Raw genomic sequence first — 21681 nt, 5'->3', positions numbered from 1 at the left:
TTAGTAGAGTTTTTGAGTAAATTTTTTTACTTGTTTGCTTTGGTCAATAATTCCTGAGCAGATTTTCCTTCGGTAGATGGCGTTTTGTGTATTTTTCTCAGGTAAACATCCTGCCAGTCTATTAAAGGGTATAAGTTGTTTTTCTTGGCTTGCTGATCGAAGAGTTTTTTTAATTCGGCTACTTTTTCAGGGTATTTTTTAGCCAAATCTTTTCTTTCGTTGAAGTCTTCGTTGATGTTGTACAATTCCCAAACATCTTTGTCAAAATCACTTGGCGGAAGATTTGCTTTATTATTCAAAGCTTCTTTTACTTCAATTGAATTTGGATGATGTGCCGCAGCTGCTTTCCAACCGTCATTATAAATCGCTCTTGATCCAAAGATGTAATAATGTTGAATTTTATGCAAGGAAACGGCTTTTGCATCATTCAAGGAATTGTAAAATGAATATCCCTGAATCGTGTCTTGCTTAACTTCTCTAATAGATTCCGGTGCTTTAACGCCCAAAATATCAAGAGTTGTTGGCAAAATATCAATTACGTGGCTGTATTGCGTTCTGATTCCCGGAGTTTTGATTCCTTTTGGATAATAAACAATCAACGGATTATGTGTTCCTCCTTCAGAATTAGCATCTTGTTTCCAATATTTGAAAGGTGTATTTGTAGCTTGCGCCCAACCCAAAGGATAATTGGTGTATGTTTGAGGAGTTCCAATTTCACCAATTCTGTTTAAGTTATTTTGGAATACTTTTTCTTCTGTATCACCATTTACATAGGTTTGTCTGTCTACAGCTCCTTGCAATGTTCCTTCTTTACTTGCTCCGTTATCGCCAATTAAAACAAAAACAACAGTGTTTTCCAGCTGATTGCTTTCTTTTAAATAAGTAACCAATCTTCCAATTTCATAATCTGTATAAGTCAAATATCCGGCATAAACTTCCATGAATTTTGAATATACTTTCTTTTGATCCGGTGTTAATTTTTTCCAATCTGCAATAAGTGAATTGCGTTCCGGTAAAACAGCATCGGCAGGAATAACACCAAGTTTCTTTTGATTGGCTAGTGTTTTTTCGCGGTAAGCGTCCCAACCATCATCAAATTTTCCTTTGTAAGGATCGCTCCATTTTTGAGCTACTTGATGAGGTGCATGAACGGCTGCCGGAGAATAATATAAAAAGAATGGTTTTCCCGGTGCTGCTTTTTGTTGTTTCTGAATATAACTAATTGCTTTATCGGTGATTTGCTCGCTAAGATGTCTTCCGTCAGGCGTAATATGAGCTTGATCTTCAATTAAATCTGGTTTGTACTGATCTGTTGCAGAACCCAAAAATCCGTAGAAATGTTCAAATCCTTTTCCTGTTGGCCAATGATCAAACGGTCCTGCATCTGTTGCTTCTTCGTCAGGCGTAATTCCATATTTACCTACGCCAAAAGTATTGTATCCTTTATCACGTAAAATCTCTGCAACGGTTCCGTTTTTAGAAGGTAATCTTCCGTCCCAACCCGGAAATCCAGCCGACATTATAGTATGAGAAAATCCTCCAACGTGCACTTTATGCGAATTACTTCCGGTCAATAAAGCGGAACGGGTAGGAGCACAAATTGCCGTTGTATGAAAATTGGTGTATCGCAATCCGTTGTTGGCTAAACTCTCTAAAACCGGAGTTTCTATCTGACCTCCAAAAGCACTTGAAGCTCCGTAACCAACATCATCCAGAATAATCCAAACGACATTTGGCGCGCCTTTAGGAGGCGTAACCGGTTCCGGCCAATATTCTTTAGATTCGGCTAAGGTTTTGCCAATAACTCCTTTAAATTCGTCTGGTTTTGTTTGTGCAAAACTCACTTGTGCAAGAAGCAATGCAGTAATCAAAAGCCCTTTTTGCGGACTTTTGATTGCAATGTTATTTTTAAACTTTTTCATTAGATTAAATTTTTAGTTATTTAATGCGTAATACTGTTTAACTCTGCTATTTTGACTCGTTGTATGCAATTTTTAACACATAGAAACATAGATTTTGTATACTCAAAAGAGGCGTTTCACTTATTTAAATACACATAGCTATGTGTAAATGATGTATCATTTATTTTAATCTTCTTTAAATAAAGGAAAAACCTATGTTTCTATGTGTTTAAATGTTATACTCAACGAGTTATTTTATTTTATTTTATTTTATTCCAATCTTCGACGCCTACTTTTTTTGACCATTGTTGGTGTAATTCAATCAGGGATTCGAGCAGTTTGGGTTCTGATTTTGCTACGTTTTTTGTTTCTGTTCTGTCTGTAGCAAGATTGTATAATTCCCAAGGCTGATTGTTTTCGGCGACAGCCTTCCAATTGCCTTTTCTAACTGCTTTGCTGCCTTCATGTTCCCAAAACAAGGCTTCATGTGCATCAGATTGTTGTCCTTCAAATTCTTTTTTTAAGCTAATTCCTTCTAATGGCGTGAGACTTTTTCCTTGAAAAGCATCTGGATATGTAAGACCTGCATATTCCAGAAAAGTTGGGAAAATATCAATCACATGACTTACTCGGTTGCTTACTGTTCCTGCTTTAATATGCTTTGGATAATAAGCTATAAAAGGAGAAGCAATTCCGCCTTCGTGCGTGTTCTTTTTGAATAATTGAAAAGGCGTGTTGCTCACATTTCCCCACGGAGTTTCATAACTATCAATCGACGCAACTGAACCTGGTGTTCCATTTTTTTGTGTAACATAATTCCAGTTTTTCACATCATCGGCACTTCCTCCATTATCCGAAAGAAAGAGAACAATTGTATTATCTTCTTCTCCCAACGACTTTACTTTCTGCAGAATTTCTCCAATTCCGGCATCCATTCGGTCGATCATTGCGGCATAAATTGCCATTCGGGTATCCCATTTATCTTTTTCATCGGTGCTTAGTTTTTCCCAATCAGGCACTTTTTCAAAACGATTTGATAAGCCCCAGTTTTTATCAATAATTCCCAGTTCTTTTAATTTTTTAAAACGGCTTGCTCTCAATTTATCCCAACCTTGCAGGTATTTACCTTTGTATTTTGCAATATCTTCCGGCAATGCCTGAATTGGCCAATGTGGCGCATTATAAGCAACATACAGAAAAAAAGGCTTTTGCTCGTTTCGCTGTTTTTCTAAAGAACTAATGGCAAAATTGGTAATTTCCTGAGTCAGATATGTTGAAGTATCCGTGCGAATAATTTCTTTATCTCCTTTCAAAAAAGTAATTTTTCTTCCGTCGTTATATAAAGGCTGCGAGTTAAAATAACTGCTTCCGTTGTTTTGTAACGTAAAAGAATCATCAAATCCTCTATTAACCGCCCAGGCTGATGGCACTAAACCAACATGCCATTTTCCTGAAACTATTGTACTATATCCTGCTTCTTTTAGTGCTTGCCCAATCGTGATGCAATGCTCGTTTAAATATCCTTGATAAGCCGGAAATCCTTTGTCCTGAACCATATCGCCAACGCCTGCCTGATGCGGATATAAACCTGTGAGCAATGAAGCGCGAGAAGGACAACAGCGCCCTGCATTGTAAAACTGTTTTATAATAAGCCCGTTTTTGGCGAGTTTATCCAAATTTGGAGTTTTGATTTCTGAGCCAAAAGCGCCAATATCTGAGAAACCTAAATCATCGGCCAAAATGACGATGATATTAGGTTGCTTTTCCTGTGCAAACAGCTGAAATTGTGTAACAACCAAAAAGGCTAGTAGGAACAGTTTTTTTCTCATTTTATTAGTAACCTGGATTTTGTGGCAACCCAACTGGGTCAATATTTCTTTCGCTTTGCGGAATTGGATATAGATTATTACGTGCTGAAACTGAGTTTTTTGCCGTTACTTTTTTCACTTCAGTTACAAGAGTTCCCCAACGTACAAGGTCAAACCATCTTTGTCCTTCCTGAACAAATTCTTTTTTACGCTCTTCCTGAAGTGCTGCTCTAAAAGTTACCTGATCTAATCCAACCAAATCTACCGTTGGATCTGGCGTGTTAATTGGTTTTGCAAAAGCTCTTCTTCTTACCTGATTAATTAATTCATAAGCTTCTGGAGTTGGACCTCCTTGCTCATTAATCGATTCTGCAAGAGATAATAAAATATCTGCATAACGAATAAGCGGGAAATTAATAGCCACATTTCCTGGTGTTGCCAAATTGGTTAAATCCAGATATTTTTTGAAAATTGGCTTCGGAAAAGTATAAATATTTGCAGTTCCCGGAATTGGTAAAGTCTTAGCATAACTAACATCTCTTCGAACATCTCCGGCAGCATAAATATCATAGAATAATGCTACGTCAGAGATAATATCTGCAGGTTCTGTTGCTGTAAATCCTGTAAAAGAAGTAGATTGAAAAGTACTTCCGCTTGATCCGTTTCCTGCTTGATTAGCTTCAAACTGAACAGAGAATATATGTTCTTTTCCGTTCTTTTTTGTTTTAGTGAAGATATCCTGAAAGTTTTCGAATAATGCATATCCGTAACCTCCGTTGATTACTTCTCTTGCTTTTAAGATTGCATTTGGATAATCTTTTCTGGTCAAATATACTTTAGTCAAAATTGCTTTTGCAGCTCCAGAAGTTGCACGTCCGGCATCAGTTGCAGGATATGTTGCAGGCAAATTTTCGGCAGCATTTAAGTCTGAAATGATTTGTGTGTAAACTGCATCAACGGTTTCTCTTCTTGATTTAAGGCTTTCTAATTGTATAGAAGTTGGTTCGTGTAAAACGATTGGAACTCCGCCCCAAATACGAACAGCCTGAAAGTACAATAATCCTCTTATGAATTTTGCTTCATTGATTAATCTGGTTTTGATCACTTCATTACCAGCTACTTTAGGCACATTATCTATCGCTACGTTTGCTCTGTTTATTCCAGCGTAAATTTGGCGCCAAGCCACCTGAACACGGTCATTTGTTGCATCATGAGTCAAACTGCTCATCGCTCTAACCTGAGGATTTGTAGCAGAAACTCCTGCAGCAGCATAATCAGATCCCATGTCTGTAAGGAAATACAGGTTTCTGCCAAATAAACTTTGTTCTCCCGGATCAAGACTCAAAGAGGCATAAACTGCGGTTACACTTGCAATTGCATCATCTTGAGTTTTAAAGTAATTGTCTTCGGTTACAAAAGAGGTAGGTGTTACCTCTAAATCTGCGCACGACGAAAATAAACCGGCGCTTAATAGTATTGTTATTATAATCTTTTTCATTGTGTATATTTTTTTACTTAGAAAGTTACGTTTAGACCTGAAATGAATGTTTTGGAGTTTGGATAAGCACCAAAATCAATTCCCGGATATAAGTTATTTTGCTCATAAGAACTTACCTCTGGATCAAAACCTGTGTATTTTGTCCATGTAATTAAGTTTTCGGCAGAAACATAAAATTTGATGCTTTTTGTTCCCAATCTTGACGAAAGGCTTTTTGGTAATGTATATCCTAAAGTGATCAATTTTAATCTTAAGAAAGAAGCATCTTCTACGTAACGCTCAGAAACTATCCCAAGCGGAGAACTTGTTGCTCTTGGCACATCGGTATTTGTGTTTGTTGGTGTCCAACGATTATCCAAAGTAACATTTGCATTTGTTCCAAGCGTAGAAATTTCTAATTGTTGATTCAAAGCGTTAAACACTTTTCCGCCATAAGCGCCCTGGAAAGAGAAATTAAGATCAAAATCATGATAAGAAATCGTGTTGCTAAAACTTCCTACGAATTTTGGCTGAGAACTTCCAAGATTTCCTTTGTCAAGTGCAGTAATTACGCCGTCTCCGTTTGTATCAACGTATTTTCTGTCTCCAATTTTAGTATTGGCTAAACTGTTGATTTTAGGTTGTGTATTGATTTCTTCCTGAGTCTGGAAAATTCCAGCAGTTCTGTATCCCCAGAAAGTTCCCAAAGGCAATCCTACTTTTACAGTTACTGGTTGTTGTTGCAATAATGATCCGTTTGGAACTACCGGAAAGAATTGATTAACTCCATTTCCTATAGAAACTACTTTGTTTTTATTAGCAGAGAAAACGAAGTTCGAATTCCAAGAGAAATTTTCAGTTTTGATGTTTTCTGTAATCAAACCAATCTCGATACCTTTATTCTCAACACCTCCAATATTCTGAAGTACTGTTGCATAACCAGAAGTAAGCGGAATTGGTACATTTATTAGCAAGTCGTTTGTTTTCTTGTAGTAAACATCAAATACAAAGTTGATTTTTCGATCTAATAATGATAAATCCAAACCTACGTTGTATTGATTTGTTTTTTCCCATTTCAAATCCGGATTTGCTAATCTTGTTGGTGCTAAACCTGTTTGCAAAGTACCTCCAAAAGAATAGTTTACAGATCCCATTTGAGCTAGAGAAAGATAGTTTCCAATTTCTTGATTTCCTGTTGTTCCGGCTGTAATTCTAAGTTTTGCTTCTGTTAGACCTTTTATGTTGCTTGCAAAACTTTCATCAGTAATATTCCATGAGAATCCTGCTGAAGGAAAGTAACCCCAAAGTGATTCTGATCCAAATCTTGAAGAACCGTCCGCACGTGCAGATAATGTGAAGTTATATTTCCCTTTATAAGAATAATTCACTCTCGTTAACCATGATTTCAATACGCTTTCAAATGCATCGCTATATGGTTTTACCGGAACTCCATCCTGCAAAGCATTGTAAGTATTTGAGTCGTTTACAAATGTTTGTGCTCCTGCATTAACAACTTCACCTTGAGTGTATTGAAGCGTATATCCTCCTAATGCTGAGAATTTATGGTTTTCACCGAAATTAGTATTATAATTTAAGGTATTTTCGTTCAATACAGAACTTACAAGTCTGTCTCCAACAGAAGCTAAACCTTTAGTTCCGGCTCCTGAAGTAGTTGTTGCCGGAGCATAATAATTTTGTTTCGTATTGATAACATCTCCACTAACAGCAACTTTTGCAGTCAATTTTTTTGTGATTTTGTATTCACCAAATAAACTGGTTAGAATTCTGTTAATTTTTGTTTCATTAGTTGTACTAACCAAATCATTAATTGGGTTAGGAATAATACCATTTGTTGCAGTTGCGTATGGATTGTTTGTTAGATTATAACTTCCGTCAGGATTTTTAATAGGAACTACAGGCGGTTGATATAAAGCTACAACCAAAGGATTTGGCTGTCTTCCTGCAGCGGCACCGCCATTTGTACCAATACCATTTGAAACTGAATTACTGTAATTAGCGTTTACACCAAATTTAAAGTTCTGAGAATAGTTTCTTTCGTAGTTAGCACGAAGCGAAATTCTTTTAAAATCAGATGCAATAACAATCCCGTCCTGTTGAAAATAACCTGCTGAAATAGCATAACGAGAACGATCGTCTCCACCTGAAAATGATAATTGATGATTTTGAATTGGCGCGTCAGATCTAAAAACAGCATCTTGCCAGTTGTAACTTCCTGAAGTTTTAAAAGCTTCTATTTGAGCCGGTGTAAAAGATGGTGCCTGACCAATACTTGCCTGAACATCATTACGTAAACTTGCCCATTGGCTGGCATTCATTAAATGTAATCTTTTCGAAACATTTTGAAATCCAATATAACCTTGATACGAAATATTGTCTTGACCTTTTACTCCTTTTTTGGTTGTGATAATTACAACTCCATTAGCACCACGAGAACCGTAAATTGCGGTTGCAGAAGCATCTTTCAAAACCTCAATAGATTCTATATCTCCGGGATTAATAGTCGACAAAACATTTACAGTTGCACCGGCATTCGTAACACCCGCCGTACTATTATTATTGTCATTATAAATCAGGATTCCATCAACAACATAAAGAGGTTCATTACCCGCTGTAATTGAGTTTCCTCCTCTGATACGAACACTTGAAGAAGCTCCGGGACGACCCGAACTTTGTGTAACTACCACACCGGGAATTGCACCGCGTAATAGATTATCTGCGGATGAAGTTACTTGCGATAAATTGGCTTTTGGAACCGATGCTACAGAACCCGTAATGTCTTTTCTCTTTTGAGAACCGTAACCTACAACTACTAATTCATCCAGTTCCTGACGTTCTTCTTTTAAGTTAATAGTAACAGGATTTTTTTCTACGACTATTTCCGTTTTCTTATATCCTATATAAGTTACGATTAAAGTGTAAGGGAATTTTTGTCCTGTTTGAAAATAAAATTTTCCTTCAGCATCTGTCTGAACTCCGTGTGTTGTACCTTTAATTACTACAGAAGCTCCTATAATTGGTTGATTTGTAACATCATCAACAACAGTTCCGTCAAGTTTAGATTGAATAAGCGGGGTGGTATTCTGGGCATTAATTCCCGCCGAAAATAGCAGGAGAAAAAGCAATGAGTATATGTTTAATTTTTTTTTCATTTCTTTGTATTGGTTTTAAGTAATTAACAAGGCGCCTTGAAAGTTGAATTTTCAACTCTCTATAGGTATTCTTGGTTTAGTGATAAATATTCTTTAGGCCTCGCCATTTCTGTTGCCGCAGAAATGGCTTTTTTTATTTACAGCAACAGCTTTGCATTTTTTTCATTTTAGTTTTGTTTTAGTTATTAGTCATTTTTTTAATATATAGGTATCGTTTCAAGAATCCTTTTGATGCAAATAGTGCATAAAACAGACTTTTGTATTTTTCAGTAAAAGGGTATTTTGGTGTATTTTTATTTAGAAATTCGCTTTTATCTAATTTGTTAAAGGAAAATCAGAAAAACGAATAAATTGCTGTGAGGTTTAGCAACAGAAGCACATATAACAACAATTGTTATAAGTATCATTTTTAGGAAGAATGTTATACGATATGCTTGCGGTTGTTTTCAAAATATAGTGTTTTATGTTTTAAATATGATTTTAAACTCTACTAATCCTATAGACAAAGTTAATTTTAATATAATAAAATCCAAAAATTTCATAAGTTTTTTTTTAAAAGGCAGGATAAAGGCTATTCTTAAGTTGATTTTTTTCGTATTTAACATATTGACTATCAGTTATTTGTGTTTTTATTTGAATTAAAAAAAATGTTAAAAAATAGTCATAAAAAAGTATTGAAATGTAGTATTTTTTACTTGGTTTTTATGATTTGATACTTCTCCAAAATATTGAAAATGAGCTAAAAACGTCGAGAAAAGAGTTGTGTGAGATCAACTATGATTTTTTATCTAATGAAAATACTTCTTTTTATCAGGCATTTTCAGATTGCAATATTTTGAAGGTATAATTGCCTTTCATAATTAGAGTCAGTTACTGCTAAAATAAATGAAATGTATGTTTTGTTTTGTAAATAATTAATTTCCAATTGTTTAATATGGTAATTTTACTTACATTTATTGTGTTAACTTTTTTAAATTCATAAGTTTAAAAGAATATAGTATTCCTCATTAGAATTTTATAAGCCAAAAAAGAATTCAAAATACCTTCTGGAAATTATAGATTGAAATTATTCTCAAGATAAGATTTCAAAGTAAAAGCCTTTAAAAACATAATTATTTCTATTAGTTTTAATTGCTTGATATATAGGTTTTTATTTTGCTTTTTGTATTCAGGACAAGAATGTCCTTTAATATGATATATATCATATTATGTAAGAATTTAACGTTATAATTTTGCTTTTAGTTGAGGAAACCAGTACTCATTGATCTTAAATATTTAAAAAAAATTATATGAGTAATCTGTCTCAATCCCATAGAATTCTATTTTTAAACACATTAGCATTCACTATTTGCTTTGCCTGTTGGACCTTAAATGGTGTTTTGGTAACATATCTTGTTGATAAAGGAATCTTTAACTGGACAGTTGTCGAAACAGGTTGGTTGCTTGGAATTCCTATTTTATCAGGTTCAATATTTAGACTTCCAATAGGCATATTGACAGATAAATATGGAGGTAAGGTAATATTTTCGATCTTATTAATTCTGTGTTCAATTCCGCTTTTTCTTCTTCCTTTTGCTAACTCTTTTTGGAGTTTTGCAGTACTAAGTTTTTTCTTCGGATTAGTAGGTACAAGCTTTGCAGTAGGTATTGGTTATACTTCTATTTGGTATCCCAAAGATTGGCAGGGTAGAGCTTTAGGTATCTTCGGAATGGGAAATGCAGGTGCTGCAATTACAACTTTTGCTGCTCCGACATTATTAAATAACTTCTCAGAAACTGATCCACAAAACGGATGGAAAATGCTGCCATTTCTTTATGGTGCTGTATTAGTAGTTATAGGTATACTTTTTATTGTTTTTGCGAAAAACAAAACCAATCCCGGAGTTTCAAAAACAATGAAAGAACTACTGTCTCCTCTTAAAAATATTCGAGTTTGGAGATTTGGAACCTACTATTTTTTAGTCTTTGGATGTTTTGTAGCTTATTCACAATGGTTGGTTCCTAACTTCATGAACGTCTATCATACTACATTGGTAATGGGCGGAATGTTTGCAACCATGTTCAGTTTACCATCCGGAATTGTCAGAGCCTTTGGCGGATATTTATCAGACAAGTTTGGAGCTAGAAAAGTAATGTATTGGGTTCTTGGCTCTTCGATAGTAATTAGTTTTTTACTGATGTTCCCAAAAATGGAAATTCTGACAGCAGGTCCCGGAGTTTTAGCAAGTACAAATGGCGTAGTTACTGAGATTTCTGCTAATGAAATAGTGGTAAATGGTAAACCTCATAAAATCAATAAAAAAGAAACTTCAGAAAGTCATGACACAGCAATTTTTCCTGTAAAAAATTCCTGGCAGGAAATCGTAGTCGAGCAAAATCAGCAAGTAAAAAAGAAAGAACTATTAGCTCAGGGTATTACGCAAATCAAGTTTAGCGCCAATCTTTGGGTATATGTAGTTTTGGTAATCCTTATAGGTATTTCATGGGGAATTGGTAAAGCTGCGGTTTACAAACATATACCTGAATATTTCCCTAACGAAGTTGGTGTAGTAGGAGGAATGGTTGGTTTAATAGGTGGTTTGGGCGGATTTGTTGGCCCTATCATCTTTGGTTATCTACTTAATTATACTGGACTCTGGACCAGCTCATGGATATTTATTTTCGTCATTTCTGTTCTTTGTTTGCTTTGGATGCATAGAACAATCATAAATGTAATGCGAACAAAATCACCCAACTTCACCAGAGATATTGAAGACAATCATTAAAACAAATAATTTAATACATACACAAATATGAAAACTTGGTTAGACAAATGGGAGCCCGAAGATGATGAGTTTTGGAATGCTGCCGGAAGTAAAATTGCCTGGAGAACTTTAATAATAACAACATTAACATTAATATTATCCTTTGCTTCATGGTTTATGATGAGCGTTATTGCTGTTAAATTACCAGGATTAGGATTTTATTTTTCCAAAGATCAGCTTTTTTGGTTAACAGCAATTCCGGGTCTATCAGCAGGTTTTTTACGAATTATACACACTTTTATATTACCAATCTTCGGAACCAGACATGTAGTTTCTTTTGCTACAGCAATTAAATTAATTCCAGTAATTGGAATTGGTTTCGCAGTAATGGATTTAAGTACTCCGTTTTGGGTTTTTGCTTTGTTAGCTTTTACAACCGGTTTTGGTGGTGGAGATTTCTCTTCTTATATGCCAAGTACAAGTTTGTTTTTTCCTAAAAGACTTAAAGGGACAGCACTTGGAATTCAAGCCGGAATCGGAAATTTTGGTGTTTCAGTAGCTCAATTTGTTACTCCACTTATTATTAGTGTTAGTATCTATGGTGCCGCATCAGTATTTACAAGTATTGATCATAAAGAAGCAATAGTTGTTTTTCAAAATGCCAGTATCGAAAAACAAAAAGAAGTTTTTTCAGGTCTAATACCTGAGGTTCAAGCCAGAATATTGACAAATGTAAGTGAAACTATTAGAGACTCCGTAAGTGCATCAATCAAATCAGATGATAAAGTCGCTCTTTTTACTGCATTGCCTGTAAAAGCAAAAGCAAAGGCTATTGCAAATGCAAACCCTAAAATGGCTGAAAAAATACTAAATGATATCAGTCCTGAAAATACGGCGGTTAAAAACCAGGAAATCTACTTACAATCGGCAGCATTTTGGTATGCTCCTTTTTTAATATTATTGGCCTTTATAAGTTGGTTTTACTTAAAAAGTATTCCAATGAAAGCTTCTATAAAAGAGCAAATGGATATTTTTTCTAATAAACACACTTGGTATTGTACCATTACTTATGTAATGACTTTTGGAACCTTTGCGGGTTTATCAGCAGCATTTCCATTGATGATTAAGTTTTTATATGGTGATTTTCCAAATGCACCAGATCCTTTAGTATATGCTTTTTATGGTCCACTTATAGGATCAGCGAGTAGAATTGCTTTTGGTTTTGTAGCAGATAGAGTTGGTGGCGCAATACTAACTACAATCACAGGTTTAGGAATTTTAGCAGGATCAATAATTTTAGTTACAGAAGGATTAGTTTCACCAACAAGTATGGATCAATTTCCCCTATTTGTAACAGTGATTTTAGCAATGTTCTTCTTTACAGGAATCGGAAACGCTGGAACATTTAGACAATACCCAATTATTTTTGCCGAAAATCAACGTCAGGCAGCTGGAGTTATCGGATGGACAGCAGCAATTGCAGCATTTGGACCATTTATATTTTCTAAGTTAATCGGAAATAATTTATCTGCTAATGGCACTGTAAATCAATTCTTTATTGGTGTTGCTGTTTTCACTATATTAGCTACAGGTATCAATTGGTGGTTCTATAATCGTAAAGGTTGCGAGAAACCAAGTTAAAAAAGTAATCATTAAATTCAATTAAGGATGAAAAATAAAACTTTTAATACCAAAGCTTTACTCGTTGCAACACTGGTTTCGGCATTAACTATCGTGTTAGTGTTTTACGGATCCAGACAACTGCAAAATTTTGATGCAGCGTTAGTTACTTACTTGTTTGGGACAATATTCGCTTTCTTTGGAATTGTATATCGTTATACAGTTTGGTTACAGCGTCCGCCAACATGGATGTATTTCAAACGAAGTCTTAGATTTTTGTTTACGGGAAAAATATTTTCTCATATGTGGTTTTTAGGAAAAGAATCGGTTGAAAATATAGTAATTCAAAAGTTCATTTACCCAAGAAGCAAATACCGTTGGGCAGCCCATTTTTGTATCGCATTAGGATGTATGTCAGCTTTTGCCATAACAATCCCATTAACCTTTGGTTGGATACATTTTACATTGGCACAAGATTCTATTTCGATTTATGAAGCGCATTTCTTTGGGTTTAAAATGATGGATTTTAAGATTGGATCTTTCTTAGCATTTCTAATCTTTCACGCCCTAAACTGGTCTTCATGGTTAGTAATAATTGGATCTGTTTATTATTTAAGAAGGCGATTAACAAATCCGGGTTTAATTGCGACTCAATCTTTTGAAGGAGATTTATTGCCGCTTATTTTATTGATAGCAATATCAGTTACCGGTTTGTGTCTTACGTACTCTTATCAGTTCATGAAAGGATTTGCATATGATTTCTTAGCCGTAATTCATGCCGTAACAGTCATTATGTTTTTGATATGGATTCCTTTTGGAAAGTTTTTTCACATAATTCAGCGTCCCGCACAGATTGGAGCACATATTTATAAACAAGAAGGAATTAAAAAAGGAATGGCAGTTTGTCCTCATACAGGCGATGAATTTGCAACCAAACTACATATCGCCGATTTAAAAATTGTTACAAAACAATTAGGATTTGATTTCACGCATGAAGACGGAACATCACATTTAGATTTAAGTCCCGAAGGAAAAAGATCTCGCTTAGCTCAGGCACATTTAAAAGCAAGATTAGAGAACGGCGGAAAGTTATTTGGATAAAAAAATATGGTTTCAGGTTTCTTTTGTTTCAGGTTTCAAGTTTGCACTTTGTATAGACTTTAGTTTATAGACAAGCTATAATAACCTGAAACTTCAAACTTCAAACTTGAAACAAAATAAAACAAACAAAGAAAATGGCAAAATTACCCGTATCAACCGAGAAAATTATTGAAGATTTTGGTCCTCATTTAAATTATGCGCCCAAAGATGGTTACGCAGGTAGAGATGAGCCAGATAGTTTGGTAAAAACACATTGTTGTTTTTGCGGAATGCAATGTGGTATTCAATTATCAGTAAAAGATAATAAAGTCGTTGGTTTTGAACCATGGATGGAATTTCCTTTCAATGAAGGACGTTTGTGTCCAAAAGGAGTTCAGCGTTATTTGCAAAATAATCATCCGGATCGTCTTTTACATCCCATAAAAAGAGTAGAAGGAAAAGACTTTGAGAAAACGTCTTGGGATGATGCAATGGATAAAACGGTATCAGAGATAAAAAGAATTCAGGAAAAATACGGGAAACATGCTTTTTCAATGTTATCAGGAGTATCACTTACTAACGAAAAAAGTTATTTAGTTGGGAAATTTGCCCGAGTAGCGTTAAAAACCAGAAATCTGGATTATAACGGAAGACTTTGTATGGTAAGTGCAGGAGCCGGAAACAAAAAAGCTTTTGGACTAGATCGTGCTTCAAACAATTATTCTGATTTAGAATATGCCGAAGTAATCATTGTAGCCGGAGCAAATATCAGTGAAACTTTCCCAACATTAACACATTGGATTTGGAAAGCCAGAGATCGTGGAGCGAAATTAATTGTAATCGATCCAAGAATGATTCCATTAGCAAGAACTGCCGATGTGCATTTAGATGTAAGACCGGGAACAGATTCTGCATTATATGGTGCAATGCTTAAATATCTCGTAGATCACGATATGTTGGATCACGATTTTATTGATAATTATACATCAGGCTTTCAGGAAACGATAGATGCTGTAAAAGATTATACCCTTGAATGGGCAGAAGAAATTACAGGTATTGATAAAAATAAAATAAAAGAAGCCGCTGAATTATGGGGAAAAGCTAAAACTAGTTTCCTACTTCATGCACGCGGAATTGAACACCATTCAAAAGGAGTTGATAATGTTTTGGGTTGTATAAATCTTGTTCTGGCAACCGGAAGAATCGGTAGACCTTATTGTGGATACGGAACAATTACAGGGCAAGGAAACGGACAAGGAGGAAGAGAACACGGACATAAATGTGATCAATTGCCTGGAAACCGAGATATTGAGAATCCGGAACACAGAAAATACATATCTGAAGTTTGGGGAATCGATGAAAAAGATATGCCTGGAAAAGGGCTTACGGCATATGAAATTATAGAGGCTATTCATAGAGATGAAATCAAAGGACTTATTTCGATTTGTTTCAATCCACTAGTTTCATTGCCAAATAATAATTATGTAAGATCAGCACTCGAAAAATTAGAGTTTTACGTTTGTATTGATTTCTTTTTGAATGAAACGGCTCGTCATGCAGATATTGTTTTAGCAGGTTCTTTACAGGAAGAAGAAGAAGGAACAACAACTTCAGCGGAAGGTCGCGTGATCCGAATTCGTCAGGCAGTAACACCTCCGGGAGAAGCAAGAACAGATACTTCTATTTTACTGGAAATAGCCAAGCGATTAGGTGAAGAAGATAAGTTTACTTATGATAGTAGTGAAGCTATTTTTAATGAGTTACGTGTAGCTTCAAAAGGTGGAACGGCAGATTATTTTGGAATATCATATAAAAAAGTAGAAGATAATATGGGCGTTTTTTGGCCATGTCCAACAGACGATCATCCCGGAACACCACGATTATGGGAAGATAAAAAATTTGCAACACCAGATAAAAAAGCACACTTTAATCCGGCGCCTTACAAATTACCGGGCGAAATTACCGATGCTGAATATCCTGTTATTTTGACAACAGGTCGTGTGGTTTCTCAATATTTAAGCGGAACCCAAACACGAAGAATTGGTAAATTGGTAGATCAATTTCCAGAACCGCTTTTAGAAATTCATCCGGAAATGGCTTTAAAATATGGAATCAAGCAACATGAATTAGTACGAGTTGCAACACGACGTGGAGAAGGAATTTTTCCGGCAAATATCGTAGAAACCATTAGAAAAGATACTGTTTTTATACCGTATCATTGGCCTGGAGCCAAATCTGCAAATCAATTGACACCGGGAACTTTAGATCCAATTTCAAAAATTCCGGAATTTAAAGTTTGTGCCTGTTTATTAGATCCGTTAGGAGAAATAGCTCCATTATCAAAAGAATCGCAAGCATATGCAAGTATATAATCTATAAAAATGAAATTATGAATTTGACTAATTTTAATAAAAACGAAGAGTTTTTTGTAGATCTGCAACGCTGTATTGGTTGTAAAGCCTGCGAAATGGCTTGTGCAGAATGTGAAACTAACGGACAGGAATCCCTAATTAGCGTAAACTATGTCGAGCGTTCTTCAACAATTCAAACTACTGTACAAGTTTGTATGCATTGCGAAGATCCTGTATGTGCAAATGTTTGCCCTGCAGATGCAATTTCGCAAGATGAATTTGGAGTTGTTCATACCGCAAATACAGAAAGATGTATTGGTTGTTCAAACTGTGTTATGGCATGTCCATTTGGAGTACCTAAAAAAATGGAAGAATATGATTTGATGATGAAGTGTACTATGTGTTACGATAGAACAAGTGTCGGTAAAAAACCAATGTGTGCAACAGTTTGTCCAAGTGGAGCTTTGTTTTACGGAACAAGAGCTGAAATTGAAGAAATGAGACCTAATAGTTCTCCAGTCAATACATTCATCTTTGGAAAAGAAACAGTCAATACTAAAGTAAATATTATGATGCCTAAAGGCAGTAATGAATTAAGAATATATTAAATCTAGATCCATGTCAAAAGAAGATAATTTAAATGAAAACTGGAAAAAAGATTTCCCAATAAAAAAACAAGAATCTACTCAGGTAAGCCGACGTGATTTTGCCAAATTCTTAACCTTTGTTTCTGGAGGATTAATGGTAGGAAGCGGATTTGTTGCTGCAAAAGCTTATTTATTGCCAAGTGAAGGCGTACAGGGAGAACATTTTATTTGCAATATAGAAGATGTACCGGTAGGAGGAACCCGTGGTTTTGTAATTGAAGGCAGTACAATACCTTATATTTTAATACATCTCGAAAGTGGTGATTTCAAAGCATATGAGCAAAAATGTACTCATTTATCTTGCTCCGTTTTCTATAAACCTGGAACCGGAATTATACACTGTCCTTGTCATGAAGGTTCATTTGATGCAATGACTGGCGATGTAATTGCAGGACCGCCACCTAGAGCTTTACCACAATTAGATGTGTTTTTTAAAGAAAACAAAGTCTATGTAAAAGCGCATGTTGAAAATAAAGATAGTTAGAGTAATCCTAAAAATAAATCGATATGAGTACTTTTAGAAGAAGTCAAAATCGCGCAAATCCCAATAAGCTGAACAATATACTTTCGACACTTATATTTATTTTAATATTAAATGTAAGTATTCAAATTTGGTTGTTATATGCTTCCCTAAATAATGCATTAGATAATAACAAAGAAATATTGTTACCCGCATTTATAGCTTCGGCAGTTCTGTTTTTTATAGGTTTTGCATGGCTATATTACCTGCCAACCGGAAATTTTAGAAAGAAATAGTTTGAAGTTTCGATAATTTCAATGACTTATAAAAGCTATTTGATTGGTTTTTCTGAAATAATTTAAAGAATAAAGCTTAAATTTATAATCTTTTAGAAATTTAGAAAATCAATGATTTTAACTAAGTATAAATACTTATATTTGTAATAAGTATTTATTGCAGTAAATAAAATAGCAAACATGATCCAAGTTGAACAAGCATTATCAATTATTGCAGAGAATAGCACAAACATGCCAATTCAGAAAATACCGGTGCGTAAAGCATTGGGTCACATTTTGGCAGAAACAATTTATTCTCCCATCAACATGCCGCCATTTCGGCAATCGGCAATGGATGGATATGCTTTTATTCACAGCGAAAGACATCAGTATGACATTGTTAGTGTTTCGCAGGCAGGAGATCATTCTGATATAAAACTGAATCCAAACGAAACAGTCCGTATTTTTACAGGTGCTTTTGTACCTCATAATGCTGATACTGTAGTGATGCAGGAACATGTAATGGCAAATGAAAAATCAATTTTGATTACTAATATGCCTAAGCAATATGCAAATGTTCGAAATAAAGGAGAACAAATAGAGAAAGAAGATGTAGTCTTTGAAGCTAATACTTTGATTACACCTGCAGCAATTGGATTTTTGGCCTGTCTGGGAATTACAGAAATTGAAGTTTATAAAAAGCCAAAAGTTGCCATTTTAGTAACAGGAAATGAATTAGTAAAGCCCGGAAAAAAATTACCAAAAGGGAAAATTTACGAAAGTAATTCAGTTATGTTAGAAGCAGCGCTTCAAACAATTGGGATTAAAAAGACAAAAGTTTATAAAGTAAAAGATAATCTGAAAGCCACTAAAAAAGCGCTTAAAGACATTTTAGATAAATATGATATAGTTTTAATTTCCGGTGGAATTTCTGTTGGAGATTATGATTTTGTAAAAGAAGCATTATTAGAAAATGGAGTAGAAGAGCTTTTTTATAAAATCAATCAGAGACCCGGAAAACCAATGTTTTTTGGATCTAAAAAAGAAACTTTAGTATTTGCATTACCTGGAAACCCAGCTTCGTCACTTACTAATTTTTACGTTTACGTTTATCCTGCGATCAAAAACAGAATGGGATTCTCTGATACTCATTTACCAAAAATCGTTCGAAAATTAAACTCAGGTTTTACCAATACAACCGGAAAGACATTGTTTTTAAAAGCGTTATACGATCAAACAAACGTGACAATTCTAGAAGGACAGAGTTCAGCGATGCTAAATACATTTGCAATTGCAAACAGTTTATTAATTGTTCCAAACGATACAGAAACCTTAAAGAAAGGACAGCTTGTAACTTTATTACCAATTGATTAAAGAGAATTAGAAAATTAGATATTTGAAATATGAAATGCAGTATGTAAATTAAAACATACAGCATAAACTTGAAACCTGAAACAAAGAAAACCTGAAACAAAATAAAACAAAATAATAAATGCAGTTACTTAGTTCCGAAAATATCCTATTATTCAGTTTTGCTTTAATCGTGATTGCTTTTTTGTATTCTAGTGTTGGGCACGGCGGAGCATCAGGATATTTAGCGTTGATGACCATTTTTGCATTTCCAATTTCAATAATGAAACCATCGGCTTTATTGCTTAATTTGTTTGTTTCGAGTATTTCGTTTTTCTTTTATTACCGAATGAATTATTTCAAGCCAAAGTTGTTTTATCCGTTTGCAATTGCATCAGTTCCAGCGGCGTTTATTGGCGGATTTGTGACTTTAGATAATGCGATTTATAAAATTATTTTGGGTGCTGTATTGGTTTTTGCAGCATTAAGATTATTTGGAGTATTTAATTTTAAAGAAAAAGAAGCAGTTCAGATAAACTTACCTTTTGCATTAGCGATTGGTTTTATAATAGGATTATTATCTGGAATGTTAGGTATTGGCGGAGGAATTATCCTGAGTCCTATTTTATTGTTTTTAGGATGGGCTTCGATAAAAGAATCGGCTGCAATATCAAGTTTATTCATTTTTGTGAATTCATTTGCAGGAATGTTGGGTTTCTTTCTGGGCGGAAAAATAATTCCCACAGAGAGTTTTTATTTAGTTCCGATTGCCGTTATTGGAGGAGTTTTAGGCGGATTTTACGGAAGTGGTTATTTCTCTAACAAAACATTAAAAATGGTTTTAGGAGCAGTAATTTTAATGGCAAGTATAAAATTGATTTTTCCATAAATTGGAATTAATGATGTAATTGAATTATGCAAATCCCAAGGTTGAAACCTCGGGCAATGCTTGAAAAACGAATTAAAAGATGCTATATAAAATATAGCCCAAGGTTTCAACCTTGGGAATTGAGGTCAGAAAATAATTTATTGAAAATAGCAAAGTTCGCAAAGCTTTGTGTTGATTAAGCTTTGCGAACTTTATTTTAAAAATTAATAATGAATAAAATCTTAGCGCCCTTTGCGGTAAAATTTTTATACATTTTAACCTGAAACAAAGAAAATCTGAAACAAAAAAAAAGTCATGGAAACTCTAACAGTATTTATTCTTTGCGGTGGAAAAAGTTCCCGAATGCAGTCAGAAAAAGGACTTGTTTTGTTCCAGAATAAACCATTTATAGAACACATAATTAAGGCTATTTTGCCTATAACAAATAAAATAAAATTAGTAACGGCAAATAAAGAATACGATTATCTGCCTTATGATAAAATTCCGGACACAGTTACAGACAAAGGTCCGTTAGGAGGTATTTATACCGCTTTGTCAGATTCTGAAACCGAGTTTAATTTGATTCTTAGTTGTGATATTCCGTTAATTTCAACCGAATTATTATCAGAACTAATTTCAAAACATAATGACGAAGCTGAAATTACAGTTTTTGCTTCCGAAAGCAGAATGCATCCTTTAATTGGAATTTATTCGAAGAAATTATTATCTGTTATCAAAAGCGCAATTGATAACGATGATTTAAAAATGATGAATTTAATCGCGAAGATTCCGCATCAAATCATCACAATAGAAGAAAGTGAAAACTTTCATTTGACCAATATTAATTCGATTGACGAATTAAACGATCTGAATATCAATTTAAGTTAATAACTATGAAAAGCTTAAAAACTCCCAGATTAACAATTGTAGGCGCAGGTCCTGGAGATGTTGAACTAATTACTTTAAAAGCAATAAAAGCGCTTGAAGATGCTGATGTAGTTTTGTATGATGCATTAGTTAATGAAGAACTATTGCAATATGCAACAAATGCAGAAATTGTTTTTGTGGGCAAACGCTTAGGATGTCACGCTTATACACAAGATCAGATCAATGAATTGATTGTTTCGATGGCAAATCGTTATGGTCATGTTGTACGTTTAAAAGGTGGAGATCCTTTTATTTTCGGACGAGGAAGTGAAGAAATTGAATATGCAGAACAATATAATTTAGAAACTGCAATGGTTCCGGGAATTTCATCAGCTTTGGGTGTTCCGGCTTCGGTTGGAATTAGTTTGACACAACGTCAGATTGCCGAAAGTTTTTGGGTAATTACAGGAACAACTTCTAATCATGAATTATCTAAAGATGTTCATTTAGCCTCAAAATCCGCTGCAACGGTCGTTATTTTGATGGGAATGCATAAATTAGAGGAAATTATAGCTATTTATCATGAGAACCGTAAAGATGATTTGCCAATTGCGATTATTCAAAACGGAACAAAAAATACAGAGCAGAAAGTAGTAGGAACTATAAGTTCAATTGCTAAATTAGTGTCTGAAAATAAGATTTCGTCTCCTGCAATTATTGTAATCGGCGAAGTGGTGAAAAATACATCAAGATTAACATCTTATTTTCAGGAGCATTTTGATGACGAATTTATCTTTCAGAATTTAAATTTAAAATAATGATTGAAATTAAATATTTTGGAGCTGTCGCTGAAAAAACCAAATGCGAGTTTGAAAAAGTTTCTTTTTCAGATATATCATTGGAGGAATTATTGCAGGATTTAGAAAAGAAATACCAGTTTGATTCACTTTCATTTAGTGTGGCGATCAATCAAAAAATAGTACCAAAAGGAACAGGTTATAAGTTGCAAACAAGTGATATTGTCGCTTTATTACCACCTTTTGCAGGAGGATAATATAAATTT

The 21681-nt window shown here is 34.4% G+C and carries 16 protein-coding genes; 12 read left to right on the top strand and 4 right to left on the bottom strand.

From position 1 onward, the window contains the following. Positions 1-26: 26 nt before the first annotated feature. The 4 genes from CLU81_RS04755 to CLU81_RS04740 form a co-directional block, all read right to left on the bottom strand. Complete coding sequence (locus CLU81_RS04755; protein ID WP_099708777.1) at positions 27-1922, bottom strand: arylsulfatase; 1896 nt, start codon at positions 1920-1922, stop codon at positions 27-29. Between the two features lie 239 nt (positions 1923-2161). Next, a complete protein-coding gene (locus CLU81_RS04750; protein ID WP_099708776.1) occupies positions 2162-3730 on the bottom strand; it encodes an arylsulfatase in 1569 nt (522 codons plus the stop codon). Between the two features lie 4 nt (positions 3731-3734). Further along, complete coding sequence (locus tag CLU81_RS04745; protein ID WP_099708775.1) at positions 3735-5207, bottom strand: RagB/SusD family nutrient uptake outer membrane protein; 1473 nt, start codon at positions 5205-5207, stop codon at positions 3735-3737. A 17-nt stretch (positions 5208-5224) separates the two neighbouring features. Continuing rightward, a complete protein-coding gene (locus CLU81_RS04740; protein ID WP_099708774.1) occupies positions 5225-8356 on the bottom strand; it encodes a TonB-dependent receptor in 3132 nt (1043 codons plus the stop codon). A 1289-nt stretch (positions 8357-9645) separates the two neighbouring features. Here CLU81_RS04740 and CLU81_RS04735 point away from each other — a divergent pair. The 12 genes from CLU81_RS04735 to CLU81_RS04680 all read left to right on the top strand — a co-directional run bounded on the left by CLU81_RS04735 (position 9646) and on the right by CLU81_RS04680 (position 21672). Beyond that, entirely contained in the window at positions 9646-11121 is a 1476-nt protein-coding gene (locus CLU81_RS04735) for a nitrate/nitrite transporter (RefSeq protein ID WP_099708773.1), read from the top strand. Between the two features lie 27 nt (positions 11122-11148). Beyond that, entirely contained in the window at positions 11149-12741 is a 1593-nt protein-coding gene (locus CLU81_RS04730; RefSeq protein ID WP_099708772.1) for a magnesium transporter MgtE N-terminal domain-containing protein, read from the top strand. Positions 12742-12768: 27 nt separating this feature from the next. Further along, the gene (locus CLU81_RS04725) at positions 12769-13821 is read left to right on the top strand and encodes an MFS transporter (RefSeq protein WP_099708771.1); all 1053 of its coding nucleotides are present in this window, start codon (positions 12769-12771) and stop codon (positions 13819-13821) included. A 134-nt stretch (positions 13822-13955) separates the two neighbouring features. Next, complete coding sequence (locus CLU81_RS04720; RefSeq protein ID WP_099708770.1) at positions 13956-16172, top strand: molybdopterin oxidoreductase family protein; 2217 nt, start codon at positions 13956-13958, stop codon at positions 16170-16172. A 17-nt stretch (positions 16173-16189) separates the two neighbouring features. After that, a complete protein-coding gene (locus CLU81_RS04715; RefSeq protein ID WP_099708769.1) occupies positions 16190-16759 on the top strand; it encodes a 4Fe-4S dicluster domain-containing protein in 570 nt (189 codons plus the stop codon). Between the two features lie 10 nt (positions 16760-16769). Beyond that, the gene (locus CLU81_RS04710; protein WP_099708768.1) at positions 16770-17282 is read left to right on the top strand and encodes a ubiquinol-cytochrome c reductase iron-sulfur subunit; all 513 of its coding nucleotides are present in this window, start codon (positions 16770-16772) and stop codon (positions 17280-17282) included. 23 nt (positions 17283-17305) lie between these two features. Continuing rightward, positions 17306-17554, top strand: coding sequence for a DUF6755 family protein (locus CLU81_RS04705; RefSeq protein ID WP_099708767.1), 249 nt, complete (start codon positions 17306-17308; stop codon positions 17552-17554). A 180-nt stretch (positions 17555-17734) separates the two neighbouring features. Then, on the top strand, positions 17735-18907 hold the full coding sequence (gene glp / locus CLU81_RS04700; protein WP_099708766.1) for a gephyrin-like molybdotransferase Glp: 1173 nt from the start codon (positions 17735-17737) through the stop codon (positions 18905-18907). 118 nt (positions 18908-19025) lie between these two features. After that, positions 19026-19772: a sulfite exporter TauE/SafE family protein gene (locus CLU81_RS04695; RefSeq protein ID WP_099708765.1), complete on the top strand. Its 747-nt coding sequence runs from the start codon at positions 19026-19028 to the stop codon at positions 19770-19772. Positions 19773-20066: 294 nt separating this feature from the next. Next, the gene (locus CLU81_RS04690) at positions 20067-20639 is read left to right on the top strand and encodes a molybdenum cofactor guanylyltransferase (protein ID WP_099708764.1); all 573 of its coding nucleotides are present in this window, start codon (positions 20067-20069) and stop codon (positions 20637-20639) included. Between the two features lie 5 nt (positions 20640-20644). Next, positions 20645-21436, top strand: coding sequence for a uroporphyrinogen-III C-methyltransferase (cobA, locus tag CLU81_RS04685; protein ID WP_099708763.1), 792 nt, complete (start codon positions 20645-20647; stop codon positions 21434-21436). Then, a complete protein-coding gene (locus tag CLU81_RS04680) occupies positions 21436-21672 on the top strand; it encodes a MoaD/ThiS family protein (RefSeq protein WP_099708762.1) in 237 nt (78 codons plus the stop codon). The genes cobA and CLU81_RS04680 overlap by 1 nt, the downstream gene beginning before the upstream one ends. The last annotated feature ends 9 nt before the right edge of the window (positions 21673-21681 follow it).

It is taken from the genome of Flavobacterium sp. 9 (assembly GCF_002754195.1).
GTDB lineage: Bacteria > Bacteroidota > Bacteroidia > Flavobacteriales > Flavobacteriaceae > Flavobacterium.
Note: the sequence above shows the minus strand (reverse complement) of the source record. Positions and strands in the feature narration are given on the sequence as shown.